General features: G+C 72.3%; 20 protein-coding genes. 15 read left to right on the plus strand and 5 right to left on the minus strand.

Translation table 11 applies throughout. The annotated features are described in order from the left end of the window. Nucleotides 1–75 precede the first annotated feature (75 nt). The 7 genes from mtrA to AB0C87_RS10450 all read left to right on the plus strand — a co-directional run bounded on the left by mtrA (nt 76) and on the right by AB0C87_RS10450 (nt 9042). Nucleotides 76–753 (plus strand): MtrAB system response regulator MtrA, encoded by a 678-nt coding sequence (gene mtrA, locus AB0C87_RS10420; RefSeq protein ID WP_360577185.1) that lies wholly within the window; start codon nt 76–78, stop codon nt 751–753. A 76-nt stretch (nt 754–829) separates the two neighbouring features. Then, nucleotides 830–2467, plus strand: coding sequence for an MtrAB system histidine kinase MtrB (mtrB, locus tag AB0C87_RS10425; RefSeq protein WP_360577186.1), 1638 nt, complete (start codon nt 830–832; stop codon nt 2465–2467). After that, nucleotides 2464–4260, plus strand: coding sequence for an LpqB family beta-propeller domain-containing protein (locus AB0C87_RS10430; protein ID WP_353832112.1), 1797 nt, complete (start codon nt 2464–2466; stop codon nt 4258–4260). The genes mtrB and AB0C87_RS10430 overlap by 4 nt, the downstream gene beginning before the upstream one ends. Before the next feature lie 480 nt (nt 4261–4740). Next, nucleotides 4741–5406 carry a phosphoribosyltransferase family protein gene (locus AB0C87_RS10435; protein WP_360577187.1) on the plus strand — a complete coding sequence of 222 codons (666 nt, stop codon included), beginning with the start codon at nt 4741–4743 and terminating at the stop codon, nt 5404–5406. A gap of 653 nt (nt 5407–6059) precedes the next feature. Then, complete coding sequence (gene raiA, locus AB0C87_RS10440; RefSeq protein ID WP_353832110.1) at nt 6060–6737, plus strand: ribosome-associated translation inhibitor RaiA; 678 nt, start codon at nt 6060–6062, stop codon at nt 6735–6737. A gap of 373 nt (nt 6738–7110) precedes the next feature. After that, the gene (locus tag AB0C87_RS10445) at nt 7111–7767 is read left to right on the plus strand and encodes a response regulator transcription factor (RefSeq protein WP_230298685.1); all 657 of its coding nucleotides are present in this window, start codon (nt 7111–7113) and stop codon (nt 7765–7767) included. Between the two features lie 54 nt (nt 7768–7821). Further along, nucleotides 7822–9042 (plus strand): crosslink repair DNA glycosylase YcaQ family protein, encoded by a 1221-nt coding sequence (locus AB0C87_RS10450; protein WP_360577188.1) that lies wholly within the window; start codon nt 7822–7824, stop codon nt 9040–9042. Nucleotides 9043–9541: 499 nt separating this feature from the next. Here the strand turns inward: AB0C87_RS10450 and AB0C87_RS10455 are convergent, their stop codons facing one another. After that, a complete protein-coding gene (locus tag AB0C87_RS10455; protein WP_345177780.1) occupies nt 9542–9880 on the minus strand; it encodes an HGxxPAAW family protein in 339 nt (112 codons plus the stop codon). 182 nt (nt 9881–10062) lie between these two features. Here AB0C87_RS10455 and secA point away from each other — a divergent pair, with 182 nt between their 5' ends. Continuing rightward, on the plus strand, nt 10063–12930 hold the full coding sequence (gene secA / locus AB0C87_RS10460) for a preprotein translocase subunit SecA (RefSeq protein WP_345177781.1): 2868 nt from the start codon (nt 10063–10065) through the stop codon (nt 12928–12930). A 128-nt stretch (nt 12931–13058) separates the two neighbouring features. Here secA and AB0C87_RS10465 read toward each other — a convergent pair whose 3' ends face one another. The 3 genes from AB0C87_RS10465 to AB0C87_RS10475 all read right to left on the minus strand — a co-directional run bounded on the left by AB0C87_RS10465 (nt 13059) and on the right by AB0C87_RS10475 (nt 15837). After that, on the minus strand, nt 13059–13529 hold the full coding sequence (locus AB0C87_RS10465; protein WP_360577189.1) for an Rv3235 family protein: 471 nt from the start codon (nt 13527–13529) through the stop codon (nt 13059–13061). Nucleotides 13530–13705: 176 nt separating this feature from the next. Continuing rightward, nucleotides 13706–15073 (minus strand): PTS transporter subunit EIIC, encoded by a 1368-nt coding sequence (locus tag AB0C87_RS10470; protein ID WP_345177785.1) that lies wholly within the window; start codon nt 15071–15073, stop codon nt 13706–13708. A 23-nt stretch (nt 15074–15096) separates the two neighbouring features. Beyond that, nucleotides 15097–15837 (minus strand): GntR family transcriptional regulator, encoded by a 741-nt coding sequence (locus AB0C87_RS10475; protein WP_141581197.1) that lies wholly within the window; start codon nt 15835–15837, stop codon nt 15097–15099. 453 nt (nt 15838–16290) lie between these two features. Here AB0C87_RS10475 and nagA point away from each other — a divergent pair, with 453 nt between their 5' ends. From nagA to ptsP, 7 genes are read left to right on the plus strand one after another with little or no spacing between them, the layout of a single operon-like run. After that, nucleotides 16291–17451 (plus strand): N-acetylglucosamine-6-phosphate deacetylase, encoded by a 1161-nt coding sequence (gene nagA / locus AB0C87_RS10480; protein WP_353832107.1) that lies wholly within the window; start codon nt 16291–16293, stop codon nt 17449–17451. Further along, nucleotides 17448–18488, plus strand: coding sequence for an SIS domain-containing protein (locus AB0C87_RS10485; protein ID WP_345177790.1), 1041 nt, complete (start codon nt 17448–17450; stop codon nt 18486–18488). Before nagA ends, AB0C87_RS10485 begins: the two co-directional genes overlap by 4 nt. A 30-nt stretch (nt 18489–18518) precedes the next feature. Beyond that, nucleotides 18519–18752 carry a glucose PTS transporter subunit EIIB gene (locus AB0C87_RS10490; protein ID WP_345177791.1) on the plus strand — a complete coding sequence of 78 codons (234 nt, stop codon included), beginning with the start codon at nt 18519–18521 and terminating at the stop codon, nt 18750–18752. 35 nt (nt 18753–18787) lie between these two features. Next, a complete protein-coding gene (locus tag AB0C87_RS10495) occupies nt 18788–19237 on the plus strand; it encodes a PTS glucose transporter subunit IIA (RefSeq protein WP_089315944.1) in 450 nt (149 codons plus the stop codon). A 4-nt stretch (nt 19238–19241) separates the two neighbouring features. Next, nucleotides 19242–19919: an HAD family phosphatase gene (locus tag AB0C87_RS10500; protein ID WP_345177794.1), complete on the plus strand. Its 678-nt coding sequence runs from the start codon at nt 19242–19244 to the stop codon at nt 19917–19919. 14 nt (nt 19920–19933) lie between these two features. Continuing rightward, nucleotides 19934–20206, plus strand: a complete 273-nt coding sequence (locus AB0C87_RS10505) for an HPr family phosphocarrier protein (protein ID WP_345177796.1) — start codon at nt 19934–19936, stop codon at nt 20204–20206. 13 nt (nt 20207–20219) lie between these two features. Next, nucleotides 20220–21890 carry a phosphoenolpyruvate--protein phosphotransferase gene (gene ptsP / locus AB0C87_RS10510; protein WP_360577322.1) on the plus strand — a complete coding sequence of 557 codons (1671 nt, stop codon included), beginning with the start codon at nt 20220–20222 and terminating at the stop codon, nt 21888–21890. Between the two features lie 7 nt (nt 21891–21897). On the opposite strand, the gene AB0C87_RS10515 is transcribed toward ptsP, so the two are convergent. Beyond that, complete coding sequence (locus AB0C87_RS10515) at nt 21898–22392, minus strand: hypothetical protein (RefSeq protein ID WP_353832105.1); 495 nt, start codon at nt 22390–22392, stop codon at nt 21898–21900. Nucleotides 22393–22410: the final 18 nt, after the last annotated feature.

A 22410-nucleotide genomic window follows, 5' to 3' on the forward strand; every position in this document is an offset into this window, starting at 1 on the left:
ACTCTCCCTGGCGAGGTGGCGCCGGAGCGTCGCGCGCCCCACTCCACCGAACCCCGACCTGTGACGATGAGGGCCATGAGAGGACGTGTACTGGTCGTCGACGACGATCTCGCGCTCGCCGAGATGCTCGGCATCGTGCTGAGGGGCGAGGGCTTCGAGCCGTCGTTCGTCCACGACGGCGACAAGGCGCTCGAGGCGTACCGGGAGACCCGGCCCGACCTCGTGCTGCTCGACCTGATGCTGCCGGGGGCCGACGGGATCGACGTGTGCCGGCAGATCCGCGCCGAGTCCGGCGTGCCGATCGTCATGCTGACCGCCAAGAGCGACACCGTGGACGTCGTCCTCGGCCTGGAGTCCGGCGCCGACGACTACATCGTCAAGCCGTTCAAGCCCAAGGAGCTGGTGGCGCGCGTGCGCGCCCGCCTGCGCCGCACCGACGAGCCGGCGCCCGAGACCCTGCAGATCGGCGACATCACCATCGACGTCGCCGGCCACTCGGTCAAGCGCGGCGACCGGCACATCCCGCTCACGCCGCTGGAGTTCGACCTGCTGGTCGCCCTCGCCCGCAAGCCCCGCCAGGTCTTCACCCGCGAGGTGCTCCTGGAGCAGGTCTGGGGCTACCGGCACGCCGCCGACACCCGGCTGGTGAACGTGCACGTCCAGCGGCTCCGCGCCAAGATCGAGAAGGACCCGGAACGGCCCGAGATCGTCGTCACCGTGCGCGGGGTCGGCTACAAGGCCGGCCCGGCCTGACGCCGTCCCGCCGCCGTGACACGCCCATGACCGACCCGCGCCCGTCCAGACCGCCGCGCCGCCTCGCGGACCTCCCATGAACGTCGACATGAGGAGGGCGAAGCGGTTCGTCCGGCGCGGGCTGGGCGCGGTCCGCCGCGTCCTGCAGGGCGCCGTCCGCACCGGCTACCTGCGCTGGCGCCGGTCGATCCAGGTCCGCGTCGTCACGTCCACCCTGTTCATCTCGGCGATCGTGGTGGCGATCCTGGGCGCCTTCCTCATGCAGCAGGTGTCGTCCGCGCTGATGGACGGCAAGGTCAAGGCGGCCCGTCTCCAGCTGGACGACGGCCTGGCGCAGGTCCAGCGCGACCTGGGCAACTCCACGGGGGACGGCAGCAGGCTGAACTCGACGATCGACCGGCTCAAGGCCCGCAGCGGGCCCTCCGGGCTCTACGAGGTCTACATCCGCGACACCACCGAGCAGTACTTCGACGGCTACACGACCAACGAGCTGCGCCAGGAGAGCGTCCCCAAGCGGCTCCGCGAGGAGTTGAAGAACGCGCCCGCCGGGTCCCGCGCCTACACCTACGGCAAGCTCTCCTACGTCGGCGACCGCTCGGACGAGCGCGGCCTCATCGTCGGCGGCAAGACCGGCCAGTTCGAGCTGTACTACCTGTTCCCGCTGACGCAGGAGCAGCAGACCCTCACCAACGTCAGCCGCTCCCTCGCCGGAGTGGGCATCGTCCTGGTGCTTCTTCTGGCCGCGATCGCCTCGCTGGTCACCCGGCAGGTCGTCATCCCGGTGCGGCTCGCGGCCCAGGGCGCGCAGCGGCTCGCCGCCGGACGCCTCGAAGAGCGCATGCGGGTCCGCGGCGAGGACGACCTGGCCCGGCTCGCCCGCTCCTTCAACGACATGGCCGCCAACCTCCAGGAGAAGATCGGCGAGCTGGAGGACCTGTCGCAGGTGCAGCGCCAGTTCGTCTCGGACGTCTCCCACGAGCTGCGCACGCCCCTGACCACGATCAGGATCGCGGCCGACATGCTCTACGAGAACCGCGACGGCTTCTCCGACCCGTCCGTCGGGCGGTCCGCGGAGCTGCTGCAGAGCCAGCTGGAACGGTTCGAGTCGCTCCTGGCCGACCTGCTGGAGATCAGCCGCCACGACGCCGGCGCCGCGACGCTCGACGCCGAGTCCCTCGACATGCGCGACCTCGTGCTGCGCGTCGTCGGCGACATCCAGGGCCTCGCCGAGCGCAAGGGCAGCAAGGTCATCCTGCAGCTGCCGGGCGAGCCCTGCATGGCCGAGGTCGACCGCCGCCGCGTCGAGCGCATCCTGCGCAACCTGCTCGTCAACGCCGTCGAGCACGGCGACGGCGAGGACATCGTCGTCTCCGTGGGCGCCGACCGCGACGCCGTCGCCGTCGCCGTCCGCGACCACGGGGTCGGGTTGAAACCGGGGGAGGGGCAGATGGTCTTCGACCGCTTCTGGCGCGCCGACCCGGCCCGCGCCCGCACCACCGGCGGCACCGGGCTCGGCCTCTCGATCTCCCGGGAGGACGCGCAGCTGCACGGCGGCTGGCTCCAGGCGTGGGGAGAGCCCGGCGCGGGCTCCCAGTTCCGCCTCTCGCTGCCGCGCGTGGCCGGGGCAGAGCTGCGGGGCTCGCCGCTGCCGCTCGTCCCTCCGGGGGCCGGTGACGCCCGCCCGCTGTTCGCGGAGCTGGAGGCCGGCGAATGAGCCCCTGCGCCGGAACCCGGCGGCTCACGTGCCTGCTCGCCGTCGCCGTGCTGGTCCTCGGCGGCGCCGGCTGCGCGAACGTCCCGAGCGGCGGCCAGGTCGTCTCCGGCAAGCCCGCCGAGCGCGCCGAGCGCGTCGACGACCCCTACGTCCGGCTGATCCCGGTGAAGCCGCGGCCCGAGTGGGGCCCCGCCCAGATCGTCTCCGGCTTCCTCGCCGCGTCCGCGAGCTTCGACGACGGCCACAAGGTCGCCAAGCAGTACCTGTCCGGCCAGACGTCCTGGAACCCCGGACTGCGGCCCTTCGTGACCGTGCTGGCGAGCCGCATCACCGACCCGCACGTGATCAAGTCGTCCGGGAACCAGGCGACCGTCCGCGTCACCGGCGAGGAACTCGGCACGATCACCGCCGACGGCCAGTACACCGCCTCCCCGAAGGCGCTCGACGCCACGTTCCAGCTCACCAGGACGCCGCAGGGCGTCTGGCGCATCGCCGGCCTGCCCGGTGACGACAAGGCCGGCCTGCTGCTCACCAAGGACGACGTCGAGCGCGCCATGCGCACCGTCAACCTGTACTTCTTCGCGCCCGACCGGCGCACCCTCGTCCCGAACGGCGTCTTCCTGCCGGTCGTGAACCGGCAGACGCTGCCCACCCAGCTCGTCCAGGCCCTGCTGACCGGCCCGACCTCCTGGCTGAACGGCGCGGTCGACACCGCCTTCCCGGAGGGCACCCGCCTCCGCCGCAGCGTGCAGATCGACAAGGACGTCGCGACCGTCGACCTCACGGGCCAGGCCCGCGGCGGCGACGTCGAGCGGATGTCGGCGCAGCTCTCGTGGACGATGCGGCAGCTCTCTGAGATCAAGTCGTGGCGGCTGTCGATCGAGGGCCGGACCGTCGCGCCCGACGGCACGGGCGCCACGCAGCCCGTGAACGGGTGGGAGGGCAACTCGCCCGACGGCCAGGTGCCCAGCGAGGGAGTCCAGCAGAGCGCCTACGTCGTCGGCCCCTCCGGCTTCCTCGGCACCCTGGAGAGCGACCGCGCCCAGCCCGTGGTGACCGGCGCCGCCGGCCGCCTCACCCGTCCCGCCGTCGCCCCCGACCACCAGGAGTTCGCCGGCCTGAGCGCCGACGAGAGCCAGGTACTGGTCGCCGCCCCCGTCACCGGCCAGCCCGCGCCCCGCGTCCTGCTGACCGCGCGCCCCGGGGCCCGGTTCACCGCGCCGACCTGGAGCCACGACGGCACCCTGTGGGTCGTGGAGACGAAGAAGAACGAGTCCTCGCTCTGGGTGCGCCGGCGCGGCAAACCGCCCGTCCGCGCCGCCCACTGGGGCCTGGGCGGCCGCGAGGTCCTCGCCTTCCGCATGGCCCGCGACGGCGTCCGCGCCGCCGTGATCGCCCGCGTGGACGGGCGCCCCCAGGTCCAGGTGGGGCGCATAGTCCAGTCCTCCGGGGGTGCCCTGGACGTCGGCTCGTTCCTGCCCGTGAGCTCCGAGCTCCAGGACGCCGTCGACCTCGCCTGGCGCGACTACGGCACCCTCGCCGTCCTGGGCCGCGCCAAGCGCGACTCGCAGACCCTCCCGTTCCTGATGCCGATCAGCGGCAGCGCCATCACGTCCCTGGGCGTCGGCTCCCTGGGCGAACCCCGCACGATCGCCGCCGCCCCCGGCGCCCCGATCCTCATCGGAACCCGCTCGTCCGGCAAGGACCAGGTCTGCCGCCAGCGCTCCCCGAGCAACTCCTACAGCCCCTGGATCTGCCCCACACCTGCCAAGGACCCCTCCTACCCAGGCTGACCCCAGGCCCCACCAAAGCGGCATCCCCACCCCGCCGACCCCTGGAAGAGACTGCCCACCCTCTCAGCCCGGCCGACCGCCTCGACCCGGGCGGTACCGCGCCACGAGGCGCGAATCGCCCGCTGAGCGCCTGGACGCAACGCCCCACGGCTTGCCCGCTCTCCTGCCTGGATGGCCGCAGGCATCGTCCTGCCGAGCGCTGGACGCGACGGCCGAAGAACTGCCCGCCTTCTTAGCCGAGGCGGCCGCCTCGGGCCGGGCCGTACCGCGCCACCAAGCGCGAATCGCCCGCTGAGCGCCTGGACGAGACGGCCGAGGCTTGCCGTCCCTCTCACCCAGGGCCCGGTTTGGGGGCAGGGGCGACACGCCGAAGGGAGGGGCGGTGTGTTGATCGTTTGGCGGCGTTCGTCGTCACTGAGAGTTATCCACAGTTCGGGGAGTGCGGGGTGGCGGACGGGCGGGCCCGGCATCGTCGAGGGCATGAGTGCTCTCGCTGATCTGATCGACCTGCTGCTTCCGCAACGCTGTGCCGGGTGCGGGCATCAGCCCGGGTTGCTGTGCGACGCGTGCGCGCGTCCGCTGCGGGCGGAGGCGCGTCCGGCGGGGCAGGCGCCCGCCGGGGTGCCCCCTCCGTGGACCGTGGCGGCCTATGAGGGGCCGCTCCGCACGATCCTGGCCTCCTACAAGGAGCGCGGCCGCGCGGCGCTCGCCGTCCCTCTCGGGGAGGCTCTGGCGACGGCCGTCCATGCGGCCCTGCCGTCCGGACCCGGGCCGCCGGTGGTGGTGTGGGTGCCGTCGGGGCGCAGAGCCGTGCGGCGGCGCGGCCATGACCCCCTGCGGGGGGCGGTGGACGTAGCGGTGCGGCGGCTGCGCGCGAGCGGTGTCCCCGTGACCGCGCTCGGCGCCCTGCGGCAGCGGGGGCGTGTCGCCGACCAGGCCGGGCTCTCGGCCAGGGAGCGGGCCGCCAACCTCGCGGGAGCCATCGAGGCGCGCGCCGAGGTCGCCGGGCGCCGCGTCGTCCTGGTGGACGACGTGGTCACGACGGGCGCGTCCCTGGCCGAGGCCGCGCGAGCCCTGCGGGAGGCCGGCGCCGACGTGACCGGAGCGGCCACCATCGCGGCGACGCCCCGGCACCGGCTCTGGTGACGCGGTGTAGTGGGAGTTGTCGGACCTGTGTGGTGTAGGGGGACAGTGTGAAGTTAATCGAGTCACATGAGGACATGGGGCGGCAGAGATTTCGGAAACTTACCGAGGGGCCAGTCCCGGCTGACCTGGGCGGGCGTCAGGCCCGTGAACGGCGCGCACACAAGGGTTTCGCGTCCGTGACGGGGTCCCGGAGAGGCGGGTGAAGACCCCGCTGAGGCAGTCAACGATGACGGTCAGTGAGTTTTTCCTCGCCGCACCCCCCTGACATTCGTGGCGTAAGGGGTTAGCGTTCCTGACATGGCACCCGCCCGGGTCCGTGGTTGCGTTGGATCGCAGTGCCCGTCAGGGGCATGGCAGACGATCCGGCTAGCCGATGCCAGGCGCAGGCGAAACGGCCCACGTAAGGCGACTTCTCGTCGACCGATCACGGTGCGCCTTAGAGGTAAGTCCTGCCCCGTCGTGGGATCCGACATCCCCCGTAACGGGAGAAGGGCAGTAGTGGCGAAAGCGCCGCGAGCCCCTCAGCAGGCGGATGTGGGGACGAAGACCAGGTCGGCCGGGCGGGTGCGACCCACCGTCCTGTGGTACCCGTCCGGGGCTGTCAGGGGTCCCGGAACGGGCATGAATCGCAACCGGGAGAAGGGGGGTCCCACGTGAACATCACCGTGAGGGGCCGGCACACCGACGTCAACGACAGGTTCCGTCGGCACGTCGACAGCAAACTCGCCAAGATCGAGCGGCTCGACCAGAAGGTCATCCGCGTGGACGTGGAGGTCTCAGAGGAACGCAACCCGCGCCTTGCCGACCAGCGCGAGCGAGTGGAGCTCACGATCCGCTCCCGCGGCCCGGTGATCCGGGCCGAGGCCGCCGCCGACGACCGCTACGGAGCCCTCGACCTGGCGCTGGACAAGCTGGAGTCGCGGCTCCGCCGCGACTCGGAGCGGCGCAAGGGCCACGGCGCGAAGAACCACGGCGGCAAGGGCCGCGCCAAGCTCGCCACGATGGAGACGCTCCCCGAGGCGCTCCCCGCCGTGGCGCCCGAGCCCGCCGCGCCGGCCGCACCGCCCGTGGAAGCCGAGGCGGAGGCCGAGACCGTGGCGGTCTCGCAAGAGGAGAACCTCGTCCCCATCCCCATGGACGGCGACGGCCCCCTGGTCGTCCGCGAGAAGTTCCACCAGGCCGAGCCGATGGGCATCGAGCAGGCCCTTTTCGAGATGGAACTCGTCGGCCACGACTTCTTCCTGTACCGCGACAAGTCCACGGGGCACCCCTCGGTCGTCTACCGGAGGCGAGGCTGGGACTACGGAGTCATCAGGCTCGTCGAAGAGTGATGCGGCACTCGCGTCACGTCACCGCCCGAACCATGTCATGATCTGAAAAGGCGCATCAGCCGATCCGCGACGCGGCGCGTCCCGGGAACCTCCCGGGGCGCGCGGCGGTTGACCGGGAGACACCCCGGTCCGAAATCCCCCGGGTTCGTCCCCGGACCCCGTAGGTTCCCGAGGACGACCCGTCGGAGAACGACCCTCCGGCAGTTCCATATCGCTGAATAGTGAAGGGGGGAAGCGGCGTCTCCTCCACGCCGCGACTCTGGTGAGCGAGAATCCCGAGCCTCGCGACGCCGCGGCGGTACCCCGTCAGGCAGGCGCCGGCACCGCCCCCGCCGGCCGGGAGGCGGCAGCGCCGTCCGGATCGGCAGACCCCATCCGCGTGCTCATCGTCGACGACCACGCGCTCTTCCGCCGCGGCCTGGAGATGGTCCTCCAGGGCGAGGACGACATCGAGGTCATCGGCGAGGGCGGCGACGGCCAGCAGGCCGTGGAGATGGCCGGCGACCTGCTGCCCGACGTCGTCCTCATGGACATCCGGATGCCGCGCCGCAGTGGCATCGAGGCCTGCACCGCGATCAAGGAGGCCGCGCCCAGCGCGAAGATCGTCATGCTGACCATCAGCGACGAGGAGGAGGACCTCTTCGAGGCGATCAAGGCCGGCGCCAGCGGCTACCTGCTCAAGGAGATCTCGATCGACGAGGTCCCGCAGGCCGTCCGCGCCGTGCACGGCGGCCAGTCGCTGATCAGCCCGTCGATGGCGTCCAAGCTCATCACCGAGTTCGCCTCGCTGGCCAAGCGCAGCGAGGAGCGCACCCAGCAGGTCCCCGCGCCCCGCCTCACCGAGCGCGAGATGGAGGTGCTGCGGCTCGTCGCGCGCGGCCTGGGCAACCGCGAGATCGCGCGGGAGCTGTTCATCTCCGAGAACACGGTGAAGAACCACGTGCGCAACATCCTGGAGAAGCTCCAGCTCCACTCCCGCATGGAGGCCGTCGTCTACGCCGTCCGCGAGAAACTCCTGGAGATCACCTGACCCGGGGCGACCGGCAATCCGGGTTTGTCGGTGTTGTGTCGTAGCATCGCCGCCGTGGTGGAACTCAGCGCGGACGAGGCACGACGGCTCCAGCTGCGCGCCCAGGGCTTCCTGGGGGCGCGTCCGAAGGGGGGCGTGCCGGCGATGCTGGAACGGCTCGGCGCCGTCCAGCTCGACACGATCTCGGTGCTGGCACGGTCCCACGAGCTGGTGCCCTACGCACGCCTCGGCCCGGTCGGGCGCGACAAGATCGAGGCCGCCTACTGGGGCGGGCAGGCCGTCAGCTCCCGCCGCTCCGCGAAGCCCGGCTCCGCCACCGGCGGGACGTTCGAGTACTGGGCGCACGCCGCCTCCATCCTGCCCATGGCCGACTGGCCGCTGTTCGCGTTCCGGCGCCGCGCGTACCTGCGCCGCGGCTGGCGCTGGCACAAGGTCCCCGAGGGCGTCTGCGAGGAGATCCGCGCCCGGCTCGGCGCGGACGGCCCCCTCACCACCAAGGAGCTCGGCGGCGCCAAGGCGAGCGCCGACTGGTGGGACTGGAGCGACCACAAGATCGGCATCGAGTGGCTGCTGGACATCGGCGAGGTCGTCTGCGTCGAGCGGGTCGGCTGGCGCCGCGTGTACGACCTCGCCGAACGGGCCGTCCCCGCCGCCCTCCTCGCGCAGGACCTCGACGACGACACCTGCTTGACCGCCCTCGTCGCCCGCGCGGGACGGGCCCTCGGCGTGGCCACCCGCGGCGACCTGGCCGACTACTACCGGATCAAGCAGGACCAGGTCGACCGCGTGGTCGAGGCGGCCGGGCTCGTCCCCGTCGAGGTCGCCGGATGGACCCAGCGCGCCTGGGCCGACCCCGCCGCGCTGGCCTCACCGCCCAAGGGCAGGCACGCCACCGCGCTGCTCTCGCCCTTCGACTCCCTCGTCTGGGACCGCGCCCGCGCCTCACGCGTCTTCGGCTTCGACCACCGCCTGGAGGCGTACGTCCCGAAGGCCAAGCGCGTCCACGGCTACTTCGCGATGCCGCTCCTGGCCGGCGGGCGCCTCATCGGACGCGTCGACCCCGCGAGGGAGGGCCGCACGCTCATCGCCCGCCAGGTGTCCATGGAACCGTGGGCGACCCGCACCGCCGCCCGCACGGAATCGTCGACGACGGCCCTCGCCACAGCCCTGTGGCGCGCCGCGTCCTGGGTCGGCTGCGACGACGTTCGCGTAGAGCGCACCACCCTGCCCCCCACCCTCCTCAAAACCGCCCTGACCGAGACAGCCCCCTCCTGAGCGGCCCCCTGAGCCCGCTCAATCCCTGCTCAGAGCCCCTCCACGGGAACAGCGGCACACCTGCAAAGAGAAGCCGCCCAAGCACCCGCAGCCACCTCCTGAGCACCCCGTGGGGTGGCTTATCGCTGCTCGGGGGTGCTCCGGGAGGACGGTGGCGCGCTGGGACGGGAGGTCGTCCAGGCGTCCGCAGCCGTCGTCTGAGCCCTGCCCCTGGGGTGTCCGTCTCCGCCGGGCGGGTGGGAGTACGGCGAAAGCGACGGAAATCCGGAGAGTCGCCTTAACCCTCAGAGCCGCCTTGCGGCCAAAGTGGCCTGGGGCCCTGCTCGGGGACGAGGGCCGGGCCGTGCGTTGGGGAACCTGGTGGTCGCCTTGACTTCGTGGTCGTCTTCCGAGCCCTGCCGCCTCGGTTTGTCACCTTCTGCTCAAGGTGGGGAGGGAAGCAGGAAGCCGCCCGCCGGGTTGTGGTCGGGGGCGGCTTTCGGGGTCTGGGGCGGGGAGGTCAGCCGTGGGGGGCCTGCTGGGTGTCGGTGGCCACGGGGGTGTCCAGGACCTCGCCGGACTTGCCGCCGCGCCGCTTGTCGGAGTGGGATCCGAACAGCGAGTAGTCGACGATCTCGGGGATGACGCGAGGCGCGTCCACGACGACGTCGGAGAACAGGTGGACGACCCAGCTGACGAGCATGCCGAGCACAACGATGCCCGCGCCGGCCCAGAACATGACCCACAGGGGGCCCAGGCAGAGGCCGACGCCGCCTACCACGAAACCGGCGAAGATGACGGCGACGGCGATCCACGAACTCGGCCTGCCGGCGTGCGAACCGTGCGACTCTTCAGACATAGCGGCTCCCTCCTGAGGTGTGAGACATCTTCTCCGGGGCCCCGAAAGTCAAACGGGGTGCTCTGTGGATTGCGCTCCGGAGTGACCTAGACCATTCTGGGTCTCGCCTACGATGGGCATCGTACGTGTGGTGTGCGCGCCGCCTGGAGCGGTGACCCACGATCTGCAAGGAGCCTTCGAGAGTGCCGCCAGTCATCGACAAGATCCTTCGTGCGGGCGAGGGAAAAACTCTGCGCAAGCTCAAGAAGCTCGCGGATCAGGTCAACTCGATCGAGGAGGACTTCCTCGAGATGAGCGACGCCGAGTTGCGCGAGCTGACCGACAAGTACCGGGAGCGCCTCGCCGACGGCGAGTCCCTGGACGAGCTGCTGCCCGAGGCGTTCGCGACCGCACGCGAAGCCGCCAAGCGCGTGCTCGGCCAGCGCCACTACGACGTCCAGGTGATGGGCGGCGCGGCGCTGCACCTCGGCAACATCGCCGAGATGAAGACGGGTGAGGGCAAGACCCTGACCTGTGTGCTCCCCGCCTACCTGAACGCCCTGTCGGGTGAGGGCGTCCACGTGGTCACGGTGAACGACTACCTGGCCAAGCGCGACGCCGAGTGGATGGGCCGCATCCACCAGTTCCTCGGCCTCGAGGTCGGCGTCATCCTCCCGCAGATGACCCCGGACGAGCGCCGGGCGGCCTACAACGCCGACATCACCTACGGGACGAACAACGAGTTCGGGTTCGACTACCTGCGCGACAACATGGCGTGGAGCCTGGAGGAGTGCGTCCAGCGCGGCCACAACTTCGCGATCGTGGACGAGGTCGACTCGATCCTCATCGACGAGGCCCGCACGCCGCTGATCATCTCCGGTCCGGCCGAGCAGAACTCCAAGTGGTACTCGGAGTTCGCCAAGATCGTCCCGCGGCTGAAGCGCGCCGAGCTGGTCAGCACGGCCGGGCAGGTCGACGAGTACGGGCCCGGCGACTACGAGGTGAACGAGAAGAAGCGGACGGTCGGCGTCACCGAGGCCGGCGTGGAGAAGGTCGAGGACTGGCTCGGCATCGACAACCTCTACGACTCGGTCAACACGCCGCTGGTGAGCTTCCTCAACAACGCCCTGAAGGCCAAGGAGCTCTACAAGCGCGACAAGGACTACGTCGTCATGAACGGCGAGGTCCTGATCGTGGACGAGTTCACCGGCCGCATCCTCCACGGCCGCCGCTACAACGAGGGCATGCACCAGGCCATCGAGGCCAAGGAGGGCGTGGCGATCAAGGACGAGAACCAGACGCTCGCCACGATCACCCTGCAGAACTACTTCCGCCTCTACAACAAGCTGTCCGGCATGACCGGCACCGCCGACACCGAGGCGGCGGAGTTCAACAAGACGTACAAGATCGGCGTGGTGCCGATCCCGACGAACAAGCCGATGATCCGCCAGGACGTCGCGGACGTCGTCTACAAGACCGAGCAGGCCAAGTTCGAGGCCGTGGTCGACGACATCGCCGAGCGGCACGAGAAGGGCCAGCCGGTCCTGGTCGGCACGACGTCGGTGGAGAAGTCCGAGCGGCTGAGCAAGATGCTCAAGCGGCGCGGCATCCCGCACGCGGTGCTGAACGCCAAGCACCACGAGCAGGAGTCGGCGATCGTCGCGGAGGCGGGCCGCAAGGGCGGCGTCACCGTCGCGACGAACATGGCGGGCCGCGGCACCGACATCATGCTCGGCGGCAACCCCGACTTCCGCGCCGACCTGGCGCTGCACCAGCGCGGGCTGTCGCCGCTGGAGACGCCCGAGGAGTACGAGGCCGCCTGGCCCGAGGCGCTGGAGAAGGCCAAGGAGGACGTCAAGGGCGAGCACGAGGAGGTCGTCGACGTCGGCGGCCTGTACGTCCTGGCGACCGAGCGGCACGAGTCCCGGCGCATCGACAACCAGCTGCGCGGGCGCTCCGGCCGGCAGGGAGACCCGGGCGAGTCCCGGTTCTACCTCTCCCTGGAGGACGACCTGATGCGGCTGTTCAACTCGGCCCGCGTCGAGTCGATCATGACCCGGCTGAACATCCCGGACGACGTGCCGATCGAGTCCAAGATCGTCTCCAACGCGATCAAGTCGGCGCAGAGCCAGGTCGAGCAGCAGAACTTCGAGATGCGCAAGAACGTCTTGAAGTACGACGAGGTGCTGAACCGGCAGCGCAAGGTCATCTACGCCGAGCGCCGCAAGGTGCTGGAGGGCGAGGACCTGCACGACCAGGTCCGCCGGATGATCGACGAGGTCGTCGCCGGCTACGTCGCGGGCGCCACCGGCGAGGGCTTCGCCGAGGAGTGGGACCTCGACAAGCTGTGGAAGGCGTTCAAGCAGCTCTACCCGATCTCGCTGACGGTGGACGAGCTGGTCGAGGACATCGGCGGCGACATCTCCGGCCTGGACGCCGAGACCCTCGCCGAGAAGATCCGCGAGGACGCCCTGGCGGCCTACGACAAGCGCGAGGAGGAGCTCGGCGCGGAGGTCATGCGCGAGCTGGAGCGCCGCGTCGTGCTGTCGGTGCTGGACCGCAAGTGGCGCGAGCACCTCTACGAGATGGACTACCTCCAGGAGGGCATCGGCCTGCGGGCCATGGCGCAGCGCGACCCGCTGGTGGAGTACCAGCGCGAGGGCTACGACATGTTCAACGCGATGCTCGACGGCATCAAGGAGGAGTCGGTCGGCTACCTCTTCAACCTCGAGGTCGAGGTGGAGGAGCAGCCGGAGACCCCGGTCGTGGGCGCCGAGCCGGTGGCGGTCGCCGAGTCCGCCCCCGCGGTGGACATGGAGAAGGCCGAGGAGGCCGACGTCGAGGAGGCCGAGGAGGCCGTCTCGATCAAGGCGAAGGGCCTCGACCAGCCCAAGCGCCCGAAGAAGCTGGAGTACTCGGCCCCGACCGTCGACGGCGAGGGCGGCGTCGAGCACCACAGCGAGGAGACCGCGGACGAGTACGCGGGCGTCAACCGCAACGACCCGTGCCCCTGCGGTTCCGGCAAGAAGTTCAAGCGCTGCCACGGCGACCCGCGCAGCAAGGCCAAGTAGGGCGCCGGCGAGCACGAGCAGGACGCGCGGAAGCGGCCTCCCGAAGCCTCGGGAGGCCGCTTCCGCATGTCAGGGCCGCTTCGCGCGTGGTCAGGGCCCTCCACGCGTCCCAGGCCGCGTCACGGCCGTCAGGGCGCGGTCGTCTCCAGCGCCGTGCAGCGCCACCGGCCCCTCGCGTGCTCCAGCCGCAGCGCCAGCGCGTGGACGCGTCCCGCCACGACGACCAGGGCGACCGCCTCGGCGACGTCGGGCGCCGGCCGCTGCGAGCGCGTCGACAGGACCTTCGGCGGGACGATCCGCCCCCGGCGCGTCCCCGGGCCGAGCTGGGCGGCGATCTCCCGGCAGACCGCCGGGACGGCCACGAGCGACAGCTGGTGCGGCGGCCGCGTCCCCGCCAGGACCTCCACGGCGAGCCGACCGGCCGCCTCCGCGACGGCCTGGACCTCCGCGTCCTCCCCGGCCGCCGGACGGACCAGCCGCAGCCCCGGGCCCTGCGGCGCGGGCCCCGCCGCGGGGCGCAGCGCCAACGCTCCGTGCACGGCGGGGGACGGGCGATAACTGACGAACCGAACCGCCCCGCTTCTGACCGGACGCACCATGAAACCTCCTGAATCGCTTTTTGAAACAGGAGTCACGAAGCTTGTGGAAAATACGTCCTGACCGCTTACGGCCGCTCCCGTAACGGGAATGGGAAAGGCGGCGGGACGCGAAGCGCGTCCCGCCGCCTTCGGGAGCGAGTCCCGGGGTGCGGGGGCCCGGGACTCGGGGGGAGGGCTCAGCCCGCCGCGGAGTCCTGCGGCTCGGCGGTGCCCTTGCGGTTCCTCTTCTTCTTCCCGCCCGCGAGCTCGGGGTCGGCGCCCGCGTCGACGGCCGTCGACTCCTCGTCCTCGGGTTCGCGGCCCGGGGTCGCGAAGTTGAACTTCGTGATCAGGAACTTGAAGATGAAGTAGTACAGGAAGAAGTACAGGACGCCCATGCCGAGGATGAGCCACAGGCCCTTGGTGTTGTCCTTCGAGGCGTTCAGCAGCAGGTCGATGCCGCCCGCGGAGAAGCCGAAGCCGAGCTGGGCTCCGGCCGCCTCCAGGACCGCCATCGAGATGCCGGTGAGGACGACGTGCACCCCGTACAGGACGGGCGCGACGAACATGAACGCGAACTCGATCGGCTCGGTGACGCCGGTGACGAACGCGGTGAGCGCGGCGGAGATCATGATGCCGCCGACCGCGGGGCGGCGGTGCGGGGGAGCGGCGCGCCAGATGGCGAGGGCCGCGCCGGGCAGGCCGAACATCAGGACGGGGAAGAACCCGGCGAGGAAGCCGCCCGCGTGCGGGTCGCCGGCCAGGTACCGGTTGATCTCGCCGTGCACGGTGCCGTCCGGGCCGTTGTAGGAGCCGAACACGAACCAGATCAGCGAGTTCGGGATGTGGTGCAGGCCGAACGGCAGCAGCAGGCGGTTGATGACGCCGTAGATGCCGGCGCCGGCGGCGCCCGCGCCGGTGATCCAGTTGCCGAAGTCGGTCAGCCAGCTGCCGAACACCGGCCAGATGAAGCCGACCAGGACGCCGAGCACCAGGGCGGCGACCGCCGTGATGATCGGGACGAACCGGCGGCCGCCGAAGAACGCCAGGTAGGTGGGCAGCTTCACCCGGTAGAAGCGCTGGTAGAGCAGCGCGGCGACGACGCCGATGAGGATGCCGCCGAGCACGTCGGTGGGGTTCTTGGCCCCGAAGTCGATGACCTCCTTGGGCGCCCCGTCCACCACCTTGGTGATCAGCACGTTGCCCTTGAGCTCGTCGCTGTGCGAGAACATGATCTTGGAGACCTGGTCGAACACCAGGTATCCGACCACGGCGGCGAGCGCGGTGGATCCGTCGGACTTGCGGGCGAACCCGATCGCCACGCCGACCGCGAACAGCAGCGGCAGGTAGCTGAACAGGGCCTGGCCCGCGCCGCCGACGACCTCGGCGACGCGGTCCCAGCCGAGGCCGTCCGCGCCGAGCATGTCGGGCTGGCCGAACCGGAGCAGCAGCGCGGCGGCGGGCAGCACGGCGATCGGCAGCATCAGGCTGCGGCCGATGCGCTGCAGCACCGCGAGGGCGCTCGACCCTCGGCGCGGCGCGGAGTCCACTGTTGTCGCAGTCATCGCGAGGTTCCTCCTCAGGGGTTTCAGGAGTGCGGCGGGGGATTTCCGAGCGCCGTGTGGATCTGGTAGCGGTCCGCCCTGTAGGTCGACACGCCCAGCTCGGCGCACACTCCTCCGGTGTAGGAGCGCCGTTGCAGGAGCAGCACGGCACTGCCCCGGGCGATCTGCAGGTGCCTGGCGTCGGCGGCGTCGGCCAGGCTGGCGTCGATGGTCTGGTCGCCCGCGTCGAAGACGAGCCCGTAGACCGCTTCGAGGACGCCGTAGAGGGAGCGGTCCGCGAGCCTGCGATCGAGCAGGTCGGGCGCGAGCGAGGCCAGGATATGCGCGCGTTCGAGTGCCATGGGTTCCCCGTCGGCGGTGCGCAGCCGCTCGATGACGTGGATCTGCGTGCCCGGCTCGACGTCGAAGATCCGGGCGAGCCGCGCGTCGGCCGGGACCGTGCGCCGGTCCAGGTCGACGGCCCCGGGCCGCAGCCCCCGGGCCAGCATGTCCTCGGTGAACGAGACGAGCCGCAGCGGCATCTCGATCTTTGGCCGGGCGACGAAGGTGCCCTTGCCGGGGACGCGGTAGAGCCGCCCCTCGGACACCAGCTGGTCGACGCCCTGCCGGACGGTCATGCGGGACAGTCGGTACCGGACGCACAGCTCGCGCTCCGAGGGGATCGGGGCGTCGACGGGCAGTTCCGCGCTCTCGATGAGGTCGAGCAGGATCGCGCGGAGCTGGAAGTACTTCGGTACCGGACTGTGCGGGTCGATGGTCGTCACGGGGGTTTCCTCGATGGCCGGTGGCCGGATCGATGGGATTCGCCGGGTTTCGACGGATGGGTGGGCTGGTCGGTCGTTCGACGGTATTCGATTTGGTTCGTACTGGTCTAGGCCGGACTAGACCACAGCTCCGAAAGACATGTCAATGCACGAATCCGTAACGGCTCGATCACGCGCCGGCGACGTCAAGATCGACAAAACCGCAGGTCAGGTACCCCGTGCCGGACGCTGCCTCCGGTTCCGACCCCGGTTCCTGACCATTTCCGGCTCCCTTCCCCGTGTTCCGGCTGCCGGAACTCCCGCGGCGCTCCCGCGTCGGACGAAGTTTCGCCCCGCGTCTTCATCTCCCTCCGATTCGTGGAGTATGGTGCGTACTGGTCTAGTCCGGACTAGACCAGTTGCTATCCGGAGGAACCCCACCCGCGATCATCGCGTCACAGAGAGCGCGCCCCCATGGCATCACTGCTGATCACGGCCGAACAGATGGTCCTCACCCCGGCGGCCGGCCCGCACCGCGTCGTGTCCCCGGGCTACGTCCGCGTCGCGGACGGGGTGATCGTCGAGGCCGGGGAAGGGCGTCCGGAGGGCGCGCCCGACGTCCACCTCCCCGAGGGCCTCCTCGCGCCCGGCCTCGTCGACCTCCAGGTGAACGGGTACTTCGGGCACGACATGGTGGACGCCGACGCCGCCGCCTGGCACACCGTCGTCTCCCGCCTGCCCGAGACCGGCGTGACCGCGTTCCTCCCCACCTTCATCACGGCCCCGGTGCGCGCGCAGGCCGAGGCGCTCCTCCGCACCCGCGACCTGCTGCCGGACCTGCCGCCCGGGGCCCGCGTCCTCGGCGTCCACCTCGAAGGCCCGTTCCTGTCGGAGAAGCGCAAGGGCGCGCACAACGCCGCGCATCTCACCGACCCCGCGCCCGCCGACATCGCGACACTGCTGGAGACGGGCCTGGTCAAGCTGGTCACCCTCGCCCCCGAGCGGGACGGCGCCCTGGAGGCGATCCGCACCCTGACCGCGGCGGGCGTGCTGGTCAGCGTCGGGCACAGCGACGCCACCGCCGCGCAGGTCGCCGCCGCGGCCGACGCCGGCGCACGCAAGGTCACCCACATCTTCAACGCGCAGACCGGCGTCCACCACCGCGACCCGGGCGTGGCCGTGCAGGCCCTCATCGACGAGCGGCTGAGCCCCGGTCTCATCCTCGACCTGCACCACGTCGGCCCCGAGGTGGCGACGCTGGTGCTGCGGGCCGCGGCGGGACGGGTCGTGCTCGTCACCGACGCGGCCTCGGCAGCCGGGATGCCGCCCGGCACCTACGACCTCGGCGGCGAGCCCATCACCATGCCCGAGCAGGGCCCGCCGCTGCGCGCCGACGGCACCATCGCCGGATCCGGCCTCCGGCTGGACGAGGCGGTCGGCAACGCGATCGCGCTCGGCGTCGACCCGGCCGACGCGGTCGACGCCGCGACCCGGGTCCCGGCCGACCTCGCCGGCCGGCCGGACCTCGGCCGGATCGCCCCCGGCGCCGCGGCCGACCTGGTCTGGCTGGGGCCGGACCACCGGGCGCTTGCGACCTGGATCAACGGGCAGGAAGTCTTCGGAGGGGGATCATGACCAGTCAGATGCGCGCCGAGATCGGTGAGCAGCCGGACGCGCTGCGCCGGACGATCGACGCGCTCCTCCCGCGCGTCGCCGACGTCGGGGCGCTGGCGCGGGAGACGCGGCAGGTGCTGTTCATCGCGCGCGGGTCGTCCGACAACGCCGCGGTGTACGGGCGCTACCTGGTGGAGGCGCACGCCGGGCGGCTGGCCACGCTCGCCGCGCCGTCCATCGCGACCGCCTACCGCCGCCGGCTGGACCTGTCCGGCGTGCTGGCCGTGGCGATCAGCCAGTCCGGCAAGACCGAGGAGATCGTCGAGACGCTCGACTGGGCGCGCGACTGCGGCGCCCGGACGGTCGCGGTCACCAACGGCGCCGGGTCGCCGCTCGCCGAGGCCGCCGAGGTCGCCCTGGTCACGCAGGCGGGCGCCGAGATCGCCGTGCCGGCGACCAAGACCTACACGACGCAGCTCGCCGCGCTGTCGGTGCTCGGCCTCGGGCTCGGCGCCCAGGTCGCCGAGGACGACCTGCGCCGCGTCCCCGACGAGGTCGCCCGGATGATCGCGCTGACCGAGGCCTCGCCCGCGCTGCCGGAGATCGTCGAGGAGCTGGCGAAGGTCCCGGGTACGGTGGTCTCCGGACGTGGAATCGCGTTCGGGACCGCGCTGGAGCTGGCGCTGAAGATCAAGGAGGCGTGCTACCTGCACGCCATGGGGCTTTCCTACGCCGACCTGCTGCACGGCCCGATCGCGGTCGTCGACGCGCAGACCCCGGCGCTGCTGGTCGCCGCCGACTCCGGGCCGACGCTGCCGGGCACCGTCGCCCTGGCCCACCGGGTGCGCGGTGCGGGGGCCCGCGCGTTCGGCGTGGGCGGCGGAGCGGAGCTGGCGGAGGCGTGCTCGGCCGCGCTGCCCGGTCCCGGCCTCCCCGAGTGGGTGGCGCCGCTGGGCCTCATCGTCCCCGGCCAGATCATGGTCGAGAACCTCGCCCGCCGGCTCGGGATCGACCCCGACGTCCCGCGCGGCCTCAACAAGGTCACCCAGACCGACTGAGCACCCGGATCCCGAGAAGAGAGAACGAGCATGGACAAGGCCGAGGCCATCATCGCCGCCCTGGGCGGGGCCGACAACATCGTGGAGATCGAGCCGTGCGCGACCCGGCTGCGCACCGAGGTCTCCGACGCCGGAAAGGTCGACGAGCCGGCCCTCAAGAAGGCGGGCGCGTTCGGCGTCATGCGCAGCGGCTCCGTCGTCCAGGTCGTCGTGGGGCCCGAGGCCGACACCATCGCCAGCGACATCGAGGACCTCCTCGACTGACCAGACCTCCTCGACCGACCAAGGGAACCCCTCTGATGACCCGAGTACTGTCCCCGGTCGCCGGCCGGGTCGTCGGCCTCGCCGGCGTCCCGGACCCGGTGTTCGCCCAGGCCATGGTCGGCCCGGGCACGGCCGTCGACCCCGAGCGCGGTCCCGGCCACGCCATCGCGCCCGTCACCGGGAAGATCGTCAAGCTGCACCCGCACGCCTACGTCGTGGTGGACGCCGAGGGCCACGGAGTCCTGGTGCACCTCGGCATCGACACCGTCAAGCTGAAGGGGCAGGGGTTCGAGCTCCTGGCCGCCGAGGGCGATGAGGTGACCGCCGGGCAGCCGCTCGTCGGCTGGGACCCCGCGGTGATCGAGGCGGGCGGCCGCTCGCCCATCTGCGCGGTCGTCGCGCTGGACGCGGGCGCCGACGCCCTGTCGGACGTGCGCGAGTCGGGCGAGGTGGCGAAGGGGACCGAGCTGTTCACATGGAGCTGAGCACATGGCGGTGATCGGTCTCGGCGCGGCGGTCTTCGATCTCGACGGCACCCTCATCGACACCGAGCCGCGCAACCGCGTGATGTGGTCGCGCCTGTTCGACGCCCACCGCGTCCCCTGGGACGAGGCGCTGATCGGCTCGTTCGCGGGGCGGCGGGGGACCGAGGCGCTGGCGGACCACGTGCACCTGTTCCCCGGCCGGACGGTCGAGGAGCTGTTCGAGCAGGCGGTCTCCTACGAGTCGCTGCCGGGGATGCCGGACGTGGCGCCCGTTCCCGGCGCGGTCGACCTCGTCCGGTCGCTGGCGGACGCGGGCGTGCCGCTGGCGGTGGTGACGTCGGGGCAGCGGCCCTACGCCGAGCGCCTGCTGGACCTGCTGGGCATCCGCGGCCTGCTCGACCTCGTGGTGACCGCCGGTGACGTCGTCACCGGCAAGCCGCACCCGGAGGGATACCTGGCCGCCGCGCGCGACCTGGACGTCCCGCCGCAGGAGGCGGTCGGGTTCGAGGACGCCCCGGCAGGGGTCGCGGCCGTCAAGGCCGCGGGAATGACATGCGTCGGCGTTGTCACCACGCAGTCGGTGGGCGCGCTGGCCAGGGCCGACCATCTGGTGGCCGATTTCATCGAAGTGGACGTCGTGCCGGGCCCCGCGCTGCGGGTGCACCGGACGGTAACGAGCTGATTGGGAGTAATGCGGTGACCGAGCGCAACGTCAAGATCGAGTCCAGGGTGGGGCTGCACGCACGGCCGGCCGCGCTGTTCGTCCAGACCGCGGCCAAGGCCCCGATGGACGTGACGGTGTCCAAGCGCGGCGGCTCCCCGGTGAACGCCAAGAGCATCCTCGCCGTGCTCGGGCTGGACGCGCGGCACGGCGAGGAGATCGTGCTGTCCGCCGAGGGCGATGGGGCCGACGAGCTGCTCGACAGCCTGGAGAAGCTGCTGTCCACCCCGGAGCCCGAGGGGGCCTGAGGTGGGCGAGGTGATGCAGGGCGCGGGCGTCAGCCCCGGTGTCGGGACCGGGCCGGTGCGCACCATCGCGGGGGCCGTGCCGGAGCCGCCCGCCGGGTCCCGCCACGGCGGCGACGCCGGCGTCGAGCGCGACTCCGCGCTGGCCGCCCTGGAGGCCGTCGCCGCCGACCTGGAGGAGCGCGGGGAGCGCGCGGCCGCGGCCGGCAACACCGACGGCCGTGACGTGCTGAACGCGCAGGCGATGATGGCCCGCGACCCCGGGCTCGCCGACGGCGTCCGCGCCAAGATCGACGAGGGGGTGTCGGCGGCCCGCGCCGTGTTCGAGGCGTTCGGCGTCTACCGGGAGATGCTCGCCGGGGCCGGCGAGTACATGGCCGCGCGGGTCACCGACCTCGACGACATCCGCGACCGCGCGATCGCCCGGCTGCTCGGGCTCCCGATGCCGGGCGTCCCCGAGTCCGACGAGCCGTTCGTGCTGGTCGCCCGCGACCTCGCCCCGGCGGACACGGCCGTCCTCGACCCGGCGCAGGTCGTGGCGTTCGTGACGGAGGAGGGCGGCCCCACCAGCCACACCGCGATCCTGGCGCGGACGATGGGCGTCCCGGCCGTGGTCGCGCTGCCCGGCGCCGCCTCGCTGGCCGAGGGGACCCGCGTCCTGGTGGACGGCGCCGCGGGGACGGTGCTCCCCGACCCGTCCGAGGCGGAGGTGGCCGCGGCGCGGGCGACCGCCGCGGCCCGCGCGTCCGCGCTGGAGGAGTCCACCGGGCCGGGCGCGACCAGGGACGGGCACCCGGTCCCGCTGCTGGCCAACGTCGGCGGCCCCAAGGACGTGGAGGCGGCGCTGGCGAACGGCGCCGAGGGCGTCGGCCTGTACCGGACGGAGTTCCTGTTCCTCGACCGCGCGGCGCCGCCGTCCGACGGGGAGCAGGAGGAGGCGTACCGGAAGGTGCTGGAGGCGTTCCCGGAGGGCCGCGTGGTCGTCCGGACGCTCGACGCCGGCGCCGACAAGCCGCTGGCGTTCCTGCCCGCCCCCGGTGAGGAGCCGAACCCGGCGCTCGGCGAGCGGGGCCTGCGGATGATGCGCCGCCACCCGGACGTGCTGGCCTCGCAGCTCGCCGCGCTGACCCGCGCCGCCGCGGGTCTCAGCGTCAAGCTGCAGGTCATGGCGCCGATGGTGACGGACGCGGAGGAGGCCGCCTTCTTCGCGGCCGCGTGCCGGGAGGCCGGCGTCGAGCATCCCGGCGTCATGATCGAGGTTCCCGCGGCCGCGCTGCGCGCCCGCGACCTGGCGCCCCAGGTGGAGTTCTTCAGCATCGGCACCAACGACCTCACCCAGTACGCGTGCGCGGCGGACCGGCAGGTCGGCGGCCTCGCGCACCTCCAGGACCCGTGGCAGCCCGCCGTCCTCGACCTGGTCGCCCCCGCGGCCGGCGCGGGCGTCCCGTGCGGCGTGTGCGGGGAGGCCGCCGGCGATCCGGCGCTGGCCTGCGTGCTGGTGGGCCTCGGCGTGACGTCGCTGTCGATGAGCGCGCCGTCCCTCCCGCTGGTGCGGGCGGCGCTCGTGCGGCACACGCTGGAGGAGTGCCGCGCGGCGGCCGCGGCGGCCCGTGCCGCGCGCACCGCCGAGCAGGCCAGGGAGGCGGCCCGCGCCCACCTGCCCGGACTGGCGGACCTCGGGCTCTGACCCGCGGTCAGCCCGCCACGAGCCAGCGGCTCCCGCGTCCCCGCAGGACGAAGCTCGCGGCGAGCAGTCCGCCGGGACGGGCGGGCGCGGTCTTCCACCGCAGGTGCTCGAACCGGACGGTGCACTCCCCGGCGCCCGGCCCGGCCTCGCAGGTCGGGACGGTCACGCCGCGCAGCGCCGCGAGATCCTGCGGGCGCAGCTTCGCGCGGGCCCGGCCGAGCCCCGAACGGCACCGGCCGGGCCCGCCGAACACGCGCCGCTCGTAGGCGGGCGCCAGGTACGCGCACGCCCTGGCGTCGCCCACCGAGATCCCGCGCAGGTACTTGTAGAGCGCCAGCCGCGCCGGGAGCGTCTGCCGCGGAGGCGCGGCGGTCGAGGCTTGGGCGGGCCGGGAGTCGCCGGGCTCGGGGGTGAGCGGCGGCATCGTGACCTCGCCGCCGCCCCCGCAGGCCGCCAGCAGCGGGAGCAGCGCCAGGGCGGCGAGGGACGATCGGACGCGCACGGGGACCTCCTGGAAGCG

Source organism: Actinomadura sp. NPDC048021 (assembly GCF_040653135.1).
GTDB classification, from domain to species: domain Bacteria; phylum Actinomycetota; class Actinomycetes; order Streptosporangiales; family Streptosporangiaceae; genus Spirillospora; species Spirillospora verrucosospora.